A 12,347-nucleotide genomic window follows, 5' to 3' on the forward strand; every position below is an offset into this window, starting at 1 on the left:
CCCGTCGGTCGACCACACCAGGCACAACGCAGAGGAGGACCGGATGGAACCGGTGACGATCCCGCACCACCAGCAGGACCCGGGCAGCGCGACACCCGTGCTCGACGTCCGCGAGGTGGGCAAGTCCTACCCCTCGCGCAAGGGGGACGTGCTCGCCGTACGCAGCATCGAGTTCGCCGTGCACGCCGGCCAGTTCGTCTCGGTCGTCGGCCCCTCCGGCTGCGGCAAGACGACCCTCATGATGTGCATCGCCGGCCTGCTGCCCATCTCCACCGGGGAGGTCGTCTTCCGGGGGGAGACCATGTCCGGCCCCCGCGACGGTGTCGCGGTCGTCTTCCAGGACTACAGCCGGTCGCTGTTTCCCTGGCTGACGGTCGAGAAGAACGTGGTCCTGCCGCTGCGGGACCGGCGGCTGCCCCGGGCCGAGATCCGCGACCGGGTACGGCAGTCACTGGAGATGGTCGGTCTGGCCCACGCCGCCGGCCTGTATCCGTGGCAGCTCTCCGGCGGCATGCAACAGCGGGTGGCGATCGCGCGCGGACTCGCCGTACGGCCGGAGATGCTGATCATGGACGAGCCGTTCGCCTCGGTGGACGCCCAGACCCGGGCGAGCCTGGAGGATCTGCTGCTCAAGATCTGGGCGGAGACCGGGACGACAGTGCTCTTCGTGACTCACGACATCGACGAGGCCGTGTACCTGTCCGACCGGGTGATCGTCCTGTCGCAGGGCCCGTCCACCGTCGTCGCCGACCTGCCGGTCCCACTCGACCGGCCCCGGGACCAGATCGCGACCAAACAGACGTCGACCTTCGGCGAGCTTCGGGAAGAGGTCTACTCGCTCGTCATGTCCTCCCAACGGCGTACCTCCCTGTCGGCCGACCCGGCCTGACCACTCCCGCCCAGGAGGCTGCAGTGAGGGCGTTCTGACCGAGGACGTCTGGTGTTTGCACCCGGCACCATCGTGCTGATCGACGGATTCTGGGCCAGCCCGTGTACATAGGGAGTCGACTCCAAGATCAGATGATGTAAATACGGGCGACACGCCGATAGGAGCCCGTATTTACATCATCTGATCTTGAACCGCAGTCCCGCCGTCAACCCTGACCGCCGGTCGGCCGGTGCCGGCCTGCGCTGGTGCAGCACCACCTCGCCACACCCGATGGGGCCGAATGGACATCGAGAGGCCGCGCTGAGGTCACTATCCAAGGGAGTGCCTGGTCGTACGAAGCGCTTCGGTAATGACGTCCCAGCGGAACTGCCTGCCCTCATGCTCAGGCTTGAGGGCCTCGGTCTCGGTGAAGTGCACGCCGAGGCTTGACAGGGTCTCGACGGAGGCTCGGTAGGCGGGATGCTGGGTGAGGGCCGGCTTGGCGTACGGCGAAACGATCATCGGCAGCCCAGCACCGAGAGTCTCATTCAGCACGCCCAGCGCCAGGTTGTCGCTGATTCCGCTGGCCCACTTGTTGATCGTGTTGAAGGACGCCGGTGCTACCACGACGGCGTCGGCGTGCGGCAACGTTCCCCGCTCGTCAGGGGTGCGAAGTCGTGACGCGACCGGAAACCCTGTCTGGGCTGTGAGCTTGTCCGTGTCGACCCAGGTAGCCGCCGTGGGCGTGACGATCAGGCATACCGACCATCCATCGGCCTGCAGCAGAGCGACGCACTCGTCGATGTTGCGAATCGGCGGAGCGGCGGAGGAGACCAGGTACAGCGTCGGTTTCCCGGTGCCAGTCATGATCAGTTGGCGTCGATCCTGGCACGCACTGCCAAGGCGCGCAGGCCGGGTGTGGCAGCGCGACGTTCCCTGGCGAGCATGGTGGTGACCAGCGCGCGAGTCTGATCGTGCACCTGGAAGATCTGAGGTGCAGTGCGCTCGGCCGCCAGAAGGTGAAGCAGCGCTGATGGGTCGCCGCCCGGCTGCGCGGTGAATGCCGCAGCCAGGTCCAGGTGGACCTGAGCTCGCCGGCTCACCAGTGATGGCGGCAGGGTCGACGTGTCGATGCGTTCTCCGAGCTCGACCGCAGCGTTGAACTGGCGAACGTTGACGGCGGTGGTTACCCGGTGGATCAGCACGTTCGTCGGACCGAACCCGGTCCAGAAGTAGTTCCGGTCCTTCCCCAGCCGGTCGGCCAGGGCCGCTGCGTCATCCAGGTGACCGAGCGCGATCTTCGCTTTGCCGCGCCGTGCGGCCACGAGCGCCAGTAGCAACGTCAATGATCCGCTTACCGACAAGGCGGCAGGACTGGACTGCTCAGGTATCCGGGCGAGTCCCTCAGCCGCTGCGTCGGCCGCGTCCGCGACGTGCCCGGGGGAGGCAAGCAGAGCGCACGCCACCGAATAGGCGGCGGCTGCTGCGAGGTTGTCGGCACCGGCCTGTTGCGCACTGCGTAACGCTCGGTCGGCCGCTACCCAGGCGAGGCCGGGATCACCGAGCTTGAGAGCCAGCTTGGACACCGCCAGATGAGCTGCCCCGAGGATGCCGAGTGCGCGGTGCTGTTCCGCACCACGCCGGGCGGCACCGTCCGCTCGATGAACGAGATCAGGCAGCAGGCTCACCAGGTCGGCATACTCTGCCCGTTGGTAGGCCAGGTGCGCCGCACCGACAGCGTTCCGCAACTGCACAAGATCCACTCCGGCGCTACCCACCGCTTCAGCGGGGGTGAACATCTGTCGCCGTCGCAGCTCAGCTGCCAGCTGGCTGGTGGACGTGGAGTACGCCGTCGGGCCACACGATCCCGCTGCTGATGTGCTGCCACTGTTCCGCAATCGGCGGTGTGGGCGAAAGCCCAGCTCCTCGTCACTGTTGACCTTGAGTACGCTCCGCAAAGCGCGTCTCAGGTCGTCGTCCGGGTAACGCACTCTGCCGTTCTCGATCTTTCCCACATGGTTGGCGTTGAAGGCCGCCCGAGCGGCCCGCTCACGATCACCATGGCGAACAACGTTGACGGCCTCGGCAAGTGCCCGGCGTGACAGCCCTTGCCGTTCCCTCGCGGCGCGGAACAACTCGTTCATCGGCGTACCCCCGTTCGGACGATCGGCCCACGGGCCAGCGTAGTGGCATTGACCCGATCCGTCACGACCGGTCGAGTCGGAGTTTGACGTGACTGAGGCTGACTGTTGGGAAGGGAATCCCCATCCGGGATCTTCTTCCCGGGAACGCGTATCAGTTCCCCTCCCTTACCGCTTCTGCCGGGACAACCGCTACGTCCACTGTATTCACGGTTCGATCGGCGTCCGCCCAGCGCCACGAACCGCTTGCCGCCGCCGGTGTCCCCCCGTCGTTGGCGGCGGCAAGCCCAAACCCTTACGGAGATTGGAGAACGTCATGTGCCTCCTCCTCACAACAGTGGTCGGCGTGCTGGCTGGGCTCGTTGGCCTGGTGGGTGGGTTCGTGTTGTGTCGGTGCCGGCACCGGTGGTGTCCGGTGTGCGGGCAGACGTTGACCTGCCGGGACTGCACCGCGCCGATCGAGCGGACCTGGGGCACCGCGCCACCGCCTCTGCCGCAGTCGAGCCTGCGCGGGCGGCGACACCGCAATCAGGCCGGGGTGCAGCACCGGTGACCGGCCGCGACGACGTGCTGCACGTGCCCGTACGGCCGGTCTGGTCCTGTTCGGGGTGCGGGCCGCGGGTCGACTGGCCGTGTGAGTACGCGCGGGCCGAGTTGATCGCGAACCTGGACCCGATCTCGCGCAGCATGTACGCGGCGGAGCGGATGGTGGAGGCGATCGCGGACCTGCCGGATGAGGCGACGCCGGGGGAGATGTTCACTCGGTTCCTGGCGTGGGCGAGGCGGGCCGGCCGGTGACCGTCTACCGCACCTGCACCCGCGACTGGTCGACCACGTCACCCGGAGCGGCGCCGTTGGCGGAGCCGGCCGTGCCGCTGCGGCCCGCCGGTTGGCTCGCCGACGAACTGTTCCTGATCGCCCACGACGACGTGACCGGCCGACTGCGCGCCCCGGCCGGGGTCGTTGGGCGTGGGCTGGCCGCCGCGATGCTCGCCGACCTGGCCTACGTCGGAGCGGTCACGGTCGCCGCGACCGGCATGGTCGTCACCGGTACGGCAGCGCCGGGTGCCGTCGACCCGTGGGGGCGTACGGTGCTGCGCTGGATCGAGACTGACACACCGCACCCGCCGGACGCCTGGATCGACCGGCTCGCCGGGCACGCGTACCGCAGTGTCGCCGACCGGCTCACCGTCGCCGGGCTGGTCCGGCCCCGCACGGTCCGCCGCTGGTGGCGTCGGGACACCGCATACCCGCCGGTCGACACGAACGTCGCGGCCTGGCCGTGGGCGCGGTTGTCGATGCGGGTACGCCGCCACACCCGCCTCAGCGCGCACGACAGCACGTTGGCCCGACTCTGTGTGGCGACCGGACTCGGCGGTTACGTGCTCGGCGTGGACACGTCGACCGCCCGCCGGCAACTACGGCAACTGCTCACCCCCGTACCGCCGGGGGTCGACCAGCTGGTGCGGCATCTTGCCGCCGCCGACGGACGGAGCCGGCACAGTCAGCACGACCGACGGAGCCGGCACGGCCGACGGAGCCAGCACGGCCGACGGAGCCGGCGGTGATCGCGACCGCCGGCCCAGCCGACCACACCTGCCTCGGGGCCAGACCCGTCAGTGCCTGGCCCCGAGGCGAGCGGTCAGTTCCGCAGGCTCCACTGCTGGTTCGACCCACCCCAGCAGCTGTACAGCTGGATCATCGTCCCGTTACCGCTGCCGCCGGCATCGAGGCACAACCCTGACTGCGCGCTGGTGATGGTGCCGTTGGAGACGTTCCACTGCTGGTTCGCGCCGCCGTGGCAGTCATAGATGATCACGGGTGTGCCGTTGCTGGTTCCCCCGCCTGAGGCGTCCAGGCACTTGCCGTTCACCGTCAGCTGCCTGCTCGAGGTCTGGGTGAACCGCTGGTTGGCGCCACCCCAGCAGTCGTACAACTGCAGCTGAGTGCCGTTGGTGGTGCTTGCGTTCGGGACGTCGAGACACCGGCCGGACTGCTGACCGACGATCATCTGGCCGGAACCGGACGGTGGGTTGGAGGGGTTGCCCGGGTTACCGGGGTTGCCGCTGCCGCCTTCCCAGACGGTGATGTCGGAGCTTCCCTGACTCTGGTAGCCCTCGGTCGCCATGACCTGGTAGGCCCAGCTGCTGCCGAGGTTCAGGCCAGCCCGGGCCCAGGCGTCGAAGTGGTTGGCGGTGGTGATGGTGCCGCCGGTGCGCTTCTGCTGCCGGACGCTCCAGTACTGCCAGAACGTCTGGGTGCCGTCGATCGACGGCGCGTTGACCCGCTGGCTGCGCAGGATGTCGTAGGTGCCGCCGTCGGTGGTGACCGTGCCCATCCGCTGCGCGCCGCTGCTCGGGTTGTAGCTGCCGAAGTTCTCGACCACGTAGTACTCGATGAGCGGGTTGCGGGTCCATCCGTACAGGGCGAGGTAGGTGTTGTTGTTGCCCGGGTTGTAGCTGCCCGAGTAGCTGATCGTTCGGCGGCTGCCGGTGGCCCAGCCCTTGCCGCCGACCCAGTTGTTGGTGCTTCTGCCCCAGGAGCTGGAGTACCGGCCGTTCTCGCGCAACACCATGCAGGCGTCGCCGCTGTCTTTCCAGAACGAGAAGTAGAACCCGTTGTGCGTGCCGGTGGTGTTCGAGCAGACCTGCCGGTCGGCTTCGGCGTGGGCGGGGCTGGCCAGGAGTGCGGCGGTGCCGGTCGTGACCAACGCTACGGCGCAGGCACCGCTGATGAGCATTCTGCGGAGCCGGCCGCGTCGGCGGCTCTCAAGTTGCGGGGGGACGTTCTTCATTTCGCGTGTTTCTCCTTGTGCGAGGCGGCGCGAAGCAACGGGCGGGGTGGGTGCGGTCGAGGGACGACCGCCACCACGCGCCGGTGCCGCGCCAGGGTGGACGGAACAGCCGGACCGCTGGCTGTGGGTGCGCCACTGCTGCTTCACGTCGCCGCGGTGGTCCTGGAGTCAAGTCAACATCGATATTTACCGATATCGTTATCTGGCTGTACGGCGTCAGTCAAGACTTCTTGCCCAACCGGCGCCACTGACCAGCCGGACCGACGTCGGCGCCTGGTCCGTGCGGGCAGTGCCCTCAGTGCGGGTACGCGCGGGGGATGCGGGTGGAGACCTCGTCGCGGAACGCCTCGATGCGCGTGATCACCTGCCGTCTGCCGTAGGTGTTCTCGATCCGGTCCAGGTAGAGGCAGCGGGCGGCGAGTGTGTCGAGGTCGACGGTGAAGTAGACCGCCATCAGCGGGTTGACGAACAGCGCGCTGCCGCTGGTGCGCCGGGTGAACTGCACGTCGCCGAACTCGCCGGCGGTGGCCGCCGCGATCTGCCCGTTGACGATGCTCGGCCGTTGCGGTGTCGCCGCCTGGGCGTCGGCGACCGCGTCCCGGTAGAGCGTGGCTTCCCTGCTGCTCCGGGGGATCGACAACGCGCCGAGGTACCCGCCGTCGACCAGGACCACCGCGTCGATGTCGTGCCGGTCGATCAGGAAACGGTACGCGTCGCGCAGTGGCTGTACGCCGAGCGGCGGGAAGGCGTACACCGTGGACGGCAGGTCGTGGCCAGCCAGCCACCGCGCGAGAGTGCCTTCGGGGAAGTACCAGTCGGGGCTGGTCGTCTCCGGGGTGACGGCGACGACGTGGTCGGCCACCCATGCGGCACGGTCGACGAGTTCGAGTTCGGAGAACGACAGGTTGGCCAGGTGGATCCGCGCGCCGCGGTGCCACAGCGCGAAGGCCAGCGGTAGTCCGGCGTACACGTCGAAGCCGCCGCCGGCACCGGCGATCAGAATGTTGCGGGCCGGGGCCAGCGCGGCGAACAGCGGCGGGGTGGTCAACGAGTACGGCGTCGGGCTCACCGACGACGCAGCGGGGTTCGTCACCGCCCGATCATCGGTCATCGCAGCAATGTGATCGCTCACCACGTTGTCTGTGCCGGGCCGGGGGCGGCGTGTCGCGGGACGGCACCGGGCGGAAACAGTTCGACGAAAGCGCGAATCGGTTCTAACCGACGCCGGCGACCGCAGCTCATTTACACATGCCGATGTCAGCGTTAACATTGCTGACACCTTCGTGACGTCGCCCCGGCATCCGCACCATCCGACCGGACCCGACCCGACGGGACGGCCTGTGGGTCACCGGCCGCACCACCCGGCCGAGCGCCGGTGACGGCCGCCCCGCCCCGGTGACGGCCGCCCCGACCGCCGTGGCGACGTCCATCCGCCACCGGTCGGCACCGGTAGACAAGGAGATGCACGTGTGGAAACCCAAGAAGTGGCTGACTGCGGTCCTGGGCGTGCTCGCGATGACGCTCGCGACGACCGTGGCGAGTGAAGGAGTGGCCCCCACGCCGGCACAGGCGCTGGACAACGGGGTCGCCCGTACGCCGCCGATGGGGTGGAACACCTGGAACACCTTCGGCTGCAACATCAACGAGACGCTGATCCGCCAGATGGCCGACGCCATCGTCAACCACGGGCTGCGCGACCTCGGCTACAAGTATGTCGTTGTCGATGACTGCTGGTTTAACCCGAACCGGGACGCGCAGGGCAACCTGCAGGCCCACCCGGAGCGGTTCCCCAGCGGCATGAAGGCTCTCGGTGACTACCTGCACTCCCGTGGCCTGCTGTTCGGCATCTACCAGGTGCCGTTGGACCGGACCTGTGCCCAGTACTTCGGCGCGTTCCCCGGGGCCACCGGCAGCCTCAACCACGAGTATCAGGACGCCCGGCAGTTCGCCGCCTGGGGCGTCGACTACCTGAAGTACGACTGGTGCTCGCCGACCGGCACCATCAACGACCAGGTGGCCCGGTTCAGCATCATGCGCGACGCCCTCGCGTCCACCGGCCGGCCGATCGTCTACAGCATCAACTCGAACAGCATCCACGAGAAGACCGGGCCGCAGCGCAACTGGAGCGACGTGGCGAACCTCTGGCGCACCACTGAGGACATCACCAACACGTGGGACAGCGGCCAGACCAACGGCTACCCGATGGGCGTCAAGAACATCGTCGACGTCAACGTGCCACTGGCCGGCTACGCCGGACCCGGCGGGTTCAACGACCCGGACATGATGGAGATCGGCAACGGCGGCATGAACGACACCGAGATGCGCAGCCACTTCGCGCTCTGGGCGATCATGGCCGCCCCGCTGATGATGGGCAACGACCTGCGCTCAGCCAACACGGCGACGCTGAACATCCTGCGTAACCAGAATTTGATCGCCATCAACCAGGACTCCCTCGGGCTGCAGGCGGTCCAGATCTCCCACGACGGCACCCGTCGGGTGCTGGCCAAGCGCCTGGCCAACGGCGACGTCGCCGTCGCCCTGTTCAACCAGGGCAACTCGACCACTACGGTCTCCACCACGGCGGCGGCGATCGGCAAGTCCGGTTCCTCGTTCACCCTGCTCGACGCCTGGACCAACGGCACCTCGACCACCTCCGGCAACATCTCGGCGAGTGTCCCGGCGCACGGCACGGTGGTCTACCGGGTCAGCGGCGGCGGCACCGTCGACCCGCCGACCCCGACCACGTTCCGGCTGCGCAGCGAATCGTCCGGCCGCTGCCTCGACCTGGACAACTCCAATACCGCCAACGGCACCGGCACGCTGATCTGGGACTGTCACAGCAACCCCAACCAGCAGATCACCCAGAACGGCCAGACGCTGCGGGTCCTCGGCAAGTGCCTGGACATCCCGAGCAACGCGACCAACGGCTCCCGGGTCGTGGTCTGGGACTGCCACGGCGGCGCCAACCAGCAGTGGACGCTCAACGGCAACGGCACGGTGAGCAGCGTCCAGTTCCCGTCATTGTGTCTGGACGTCAACGGCAACGCGACCGCCAACGGCACGGCGGTGATCGTCTGGTCCTGCCACGGCAACGCCAACCAGCGCTGGGCCCGCGCGTAGCCGACGCGTCCGTCTCCACTCACCGCGTCACTGGGAGATTCCTGATGCGTAGACCCAGATCCTTGTTCCGGCCGGTCGGCGTCGCGGCGGCGCTGGTCGCGGCGCTCACCGTCACCACCGTGAGCGCGGCGGCCGCCGACACCCGTACGTCCGCCGCCGACACCAGAACGGCCGCGTCCCGCGACACCGTCGGCATCACCGCCGGGACGGCCGGTTGCGGCCGCGCGCCGGGGCTGGCCAGCGGCACCCGTACGATCCAGAGCGGCGGCCGGACCCGCAGCTACATCCTGCGGCTGCCGGACAACTACCAGCAGAATCAGCCGTACCGCCTGGTCCTCGGTTTCCACTGGTGGGGCGGCACGGCGGTCGACGTCGACACCGGACAGACCGTGCAGCGGGACGTCTGGTCCTACTACGGGCTGCGCCGGCTGGCCAACAACAGCACGATTTTCGTCGCCCCGCAGGGCATCGACAACGGCTGGGCCAACACCGGCGGCTCCGACGTCACCTTCGTCGACGACCTGCTGCGGCAACTCGACGCCAACCTGTGCATCGAGACGACGCAGCGGTTCGCGCTCGGCTTCAGCTACGGCGCTGCGATGAGCTACGCCCTGGCCTGCGCGCGGGCCGACGTGTTCCGCGCGGTGGCCCTGTACGGTCCGCCCCGCGAACTCAGCGGATGCAGCGGCGGCACCCAGCCGATCGCGTACTTCGGGGCGCACGGCGTCAGCGACGTCATCGCCAGCGGCCGGGCGATGCGGGACCGGTTCGTCCGCAACAACGGTTGTACGCCGCAGAATCCGCCGGAGCCGGCGGTCGGCAGCCTGACCCACCGCACCACCACCTACTCGGGTTGCCGCGCCGGCTACCCGGTGGTGTGGGCGGCGTTCGACGGTGGCCACATCGCCGCACCGCAGGACGGTGCTCCCGGTGACAGCGGCACCCGGACCTGGCTGCCGGGGGAGACCTGGGACTTCTTCACCCAGTTCGGTGCCGCGCCGGGTCCGGACCCGACGACCCCTCCGCCGGGTCCGACCACTCCACCACCCGGACCGACGACCCCGCCGCCCGCGACCGGTGCGTGCACCGCGACGTACCAGACCATCGGTTCGTGGCCGGGCGGGTTCCAGGGCGAGGTCACCGTCCGGGCCGGCAGCGCGGCGATCAACGGCTGGACCACCCGGTGGACCCTCGCCGGTGGTCAGGGCATCAGCCAGAGCTGGAACGGCGCGCTGAGCGTCAGCGGGTCGACCGTGACCGTCCGTAACGTCGACTACAACGGCCAACTGCCGGCCGGCGGTACGGCGACCTTCGGGTTCCTCGGCACCGGCTCACCGTCGAGCCCGACGGTGAGCTGCGCCAGCCCGTAACCGTACTGGGTCCTCGACCCGCTCCCCGCGACTGGCGGCGGATCCCTCACCTGTCGACGCGTCCCGCGCGTCCGACAGGCGGATGGATCCGCCGCCAGTGGCATGTGTGGGCCGCTGAGCTGGCAAAATAAGAAAATTCAAGGTCAACCTCAAGAAAATCAAGATCAAGATGTGGTACGGACGAGAAAAGTGAGGTACAAATGAGTGGCGAGCACATCGCCGAGAGCAGGGGGAGCCGAGCAGTGGACTGGCAGGAGTTGACCGACCTGACCCGCGGGCAGCCGTTCGTGGTCGAGCGGGTGCGGCTGGCCGACAGCGGCGTCGCCGTCGAGGGCCAGTTCGAGCCGCCGCAGCTGGCCCAGCTCAGCGCCGACGACCAGGTCTTCGTCGCCGCGTTCGTCCGGTCGCACGGGTCGATCAAGGAGATGGAGCGGATCTTCGGGGTGAGCTACCCGACGGTCAAGTCCCGGCTGAACCGGATCGCCGAGCAGCTCGATTTCGTCGAGCAGCTCGACATCGCCGACACCGGCCCGGCATCGGCCAGCGCCGAAGTCGTCGACCGGCTGCGCCGGGGCGAGATCACCGTCCGGCAGGCGCTGGCCGAGCTGGACGGTCCCCGATGATCCCGCAGCTGGTGACGGTGCGCTGGCGTCAGGCCGACGGTCGCCGGCGGCGGCTGTGGGTCCCGGTCCTACCGGTGCTGCTGGTGCTGTCGCCGCTGCTGGCGATCGCCCTGGCCGGCGGCCTGATCGCCTGCCTGATGTACCGGATCAGCCCGACCGGCGCGCTGCGCGCCGCCGGAGGTCTGCTGTGGGCGCTGCCCGGCGCCCGCGTCGAGTTCGCCCAGGGCCGTACGGCCCTGCTGGTAAGTGTCAGATGACAGCGAAGGAGAAGCCCGAGATGGACGAACAACGCCGCCAGATCCTGGAGATGCTGGCCGAAGGCAAGATCACCGCCGCCGAGGCCGAGCAGCTGATGGACGCCCTCGACCGGGAGCAGCCCGAGCCGTCGCCTGCCGGCGCAACCCGTCCGAAGGCCCGACCGAAGTACCTGCGGGTCGTCGTGGACTCGGCTGAGGGCTCCGGCGGTGACGGGCCGGGCCGGATCAACGTACGGGTCCCGCTGCAGCTGCTGCGCGCCGGCGTGCGGCTCACCAGCCTGATCCCGCCGCAGGCGCTCGCCCACGTCAACGCCGAGCTGGGCAAGTCGGGGGTGCCGATCGACCTCACCCAGCTCAAGCCGCAGCACATCGAGGATCTGGTCGAGCAGCTCGACGACCTCACCGTCGACGTCGACCAGCCCGACGCCAAGGTGAAGGTTTTCTGCGAGTGACACCGCGACCGCGTCGGCTGCCCGCCCGGACCACGGGGTCGGGCGGGCAGCCGACGGTCACCACACCGTAGCCAGCAGGACCGCCTGGTCGTCGCGTTCGGCACCCTGGGCGCGACGAACCAGGCGGCACACTTCGCGCAGGCCGGCCGCCTTGATCCAGGCCGCCATCTGGTCTGTGGTGACGAGATGCCGCTCCAGCACGATCTCGTGGCCGAACCGGCGGTACGTCGCGGCGACGTCGCGCGTACCGTCTCCGGCCTGGAAACCGACGAGCAGCTGGCCGCCCGGGCGCAGCACCCTGGCCGCCTCGGCGAAGACGCGGCCCTGACCGGCCGGTGGCGTGTGGATCGTCGAATACCACAGCAGTACGCCGCCGAACAGCTCGTCTGGGAACGGAAGGTCGGCCAGCGAGCCGACGGCGAACGGCAGCCCTCGGTGGTCGCGGCGGGCCATGGCGATCATGCCTGGTGACAGGTCGACCCCGACCACCTGACAGTCCCGGTCGGCGAGATACCGGCTCATCCGACCCGCACCGCAGCCTGCGTCGAGCACCAGCGGGTCAACGCCGGAGCGGACCGCCTCGGCGAAGGTGTCGATCATGGCGAGATCCAGCGGTGCCTCAACCCGGGTGTCCGGCATGCGGGCCGCGTAGTCGCCGGCCACGGTGTCGTAGGCGACCCGAATGCCCTGCGGATCAGGCGAGGCAGGGGAGGCGGACACCA

At 69.0% G+C, this 12,347-nt stretch carries 13 protein-coding genes; 8 read left to right on the plus strand and 5 right to left on the minus strand.

Annotated features, from left to right (window positions below; translation table 11 throughout):
- Window positions 1–43: 43 nt before the first annotated feature.
- Window positions 44–889 carry an ABC transporter ATP-binding protein gene (locus ACN27J_RS32335; protein WP_421371942.1) on the plus strand — a complete coding sequence of 282 codons (846 nt, stop codon included), beginning with the start codon at window positions 44–46 and terminating at the stop codon, window positions 887–889.
- A 309-nt stretch (window positions 890–1,198) separates the two neighbouring features.
- Here ACN27J_RS32335 and ACN27J_RS32340 read toward each other — a convergent pair whose 3' ends face one another.
- Both ACN27J_RS32340 and ACN27J_RS32345 read right to left on the minus strand, forming a co-directional pair.
- Window positions 1,199–1,735 carry a flavoprotein gene (locus ACN27J_RS32340; RefSeq protein WP_421371943.1) on the minus strand — a complete coding sequence of 179 codons (537 nt, stop codon included), beginning with the start codon at window positions 1,733–1,735 and terminating at the stop codon, window positions 1,199–1,201.
- A 2-nt stretch (window positions 1,736–1,737) separates the two neighbouring features.
- Window positions 1,738–3,012 (minus strand): helix-turn-helix domain-containing protein, encoded by a 1,275-nt coding sequence (locus ACN27J_RS32345; RefSeq protein WP_421371944.1) that lies wholly within the window; start codon window positions 3,010–3,012, stop codon window positions 1,738–1,740.
- Between the two features lie 546 nt (window positions 3,013–3,558).
- Between ACN27J_RS32345 and ACN27J_RS32350 the strand changes: the two genes are divergently transcribed.
- Together ACN27J_RS32350 and ACN27J_RS32355 are read left to right on the plus strand one after the other, a co-directional pair.
- On the plus strand, window positions 3,559–3,807 hold the full coding sequence (locus tag ACN27J_RS32350) for a hypothetical protein (protein WP_421371945.1): 249 nt from the start codon (window positions 3,559–3,561) through the stop codon (window positions 3,805–3,807).
- Window positions 3,804–4,577: a GOLPH3/VPS74 family protein gene (locus ACN27J_RS32355; protein ID WP_421371946.1), complete on the plus strand. Its 774-nt coding sequence runs from the start codon at window positions 3,804–3,806 to the stop codon at window positions 4,575–4,577. Before ACN27J_RS32350 ends, ACN27J_RS32355 begins: the two co-directional genes overlap by 4 nt.
- Window positions 4,578–4,651: 74 nt before the next feature.
- Here ACN27J_RS32355 and ACN27J_RS32360 read toward each other — a convergent pair whose 3' ends face one another.
- Window positions 4,652–5,803 carry a glycoside hydrolase family 11 protein gene (locus tag ACN27J_RS32360; RefSeq protein ID WP_421371948.1) on the minus strand — a complete coding sequence of 384 codons (1,152 nt, stop codon included), beginning with the start codon at window positions 5,801–5,803 and terminating at the stop codon, window positions 4,652–4,654.
- A 295-nt stretch (window positions 5,804–6,098) separates the two neighbouring features.
- A complete protein-coding gene (locus tag ACN27J_RS32365; RefSeq protein WP_421371949.1) occupies window positions 6,099–6,896 on the minus strand; it encodes a hypothetical protein in 798 nt (265 codons plus the stop codon).
- A 422-nt stretch (window positions 6,897–7,318) separates the two neighbouring features.
- Between ACN27J_RS32365 and ACN27J_RS32370 the strand changes: the two genes are divergently transcribed.
- The 5 genes from ACN27J_RS32370 to ACN27J_RS32390 all read left to right on the plus strand — a co-directional run bounded on the left by ACN27J_RS32370 (window position 7,319) and on the right by ACN27J_RS32390 (window position 11,625).
- Entirely contained in the window at window positions 7,319–8,923 is a 1,605-nt protein-coding gene (locus tag ACN27J_RS32370; protein ID WP_421372654.1) for a glycoside hydrolase family 27 protein, read from the plus strand.
- A gap of 44 nt (window positions 8,924–8,967) precedes the next feature.
- Window positions 8,968–10,293: a cellulose binding domain-containing protein gene (locus ACN27J_RS32375; RefSeq protein ID WP_421371950.1), complete on the plus strand. Its 1,326-nt coding sequence runs from the start codon at window positions 8,968–8,970 to the stop codon at window positions 10,291–10,293.
- A 200-nt stretch (window positions 10,294–10,493) separates the two neighbouring features.
- Window positions 10,494–10,916, plus strand: coding sequence for a DUF2089 domain-containing protein (locus ACN27J_RS32380; protein WP_421371952.1), 423 nt, complete (start codon window positions 10,494–10,496; stop codon window positions 10,914–10,916).
- On the plus strand, window positions 10,913–11,173 hold the full coding sequence (locus ACN27J_RS32385; protein ID WP_421371953.1) for a hypothetical protein: 261 nt from the start codon (window positions 10,913–10,915) through the stop codon (window positions 11,171–11,173). Before ACN27J_RS32380 ends, ACN27J_RS32385 begins: the two co-directional genes overlap by 4 nt.
- A 20-nt stretch (window positions 11,174–11,193) precedes the next feature.
- On the plus strand, window positions 11,194–11,625 hold the full coding sequence (locus ACN27J_RS32390; RefSeq protein ID WP_416594315.1) for an SHOCT-like domain-containing protein: 432 nt from the start codon (window positions 11,194–11,196) through the stop codon (window positions 11,623–11,625).
- A 57-nt stretch (window positions 11,626–11,682) separates the two neighbouring features.
- Here ACN27J_RS32390 and ACN27J_RS32395 read toward each other — a convergent pair whose 3' ends face one another.
- A complete protein-coding gene (locus ACN27J_RS32395; RefSeq protein WP_421371954.1) occupies window positions 11,683–12,345 on the minus strand; it encodes a class I SAM-dependent methyltransferase in 663 nt (220 codons plus the stop codon).
- Window positions 12,346–12,347: the final 2 nt, after the last annotated feature.

Origin of the sequence: Solwaraspora sp. WMMB762, assembly GCF_049179115.1 — a bacterium.
Lineage (GTDB): Bacteria > Actinomycetota > Actinomycetes > Mycobacteriales > Micromonosporaceae > Micromonospora_E.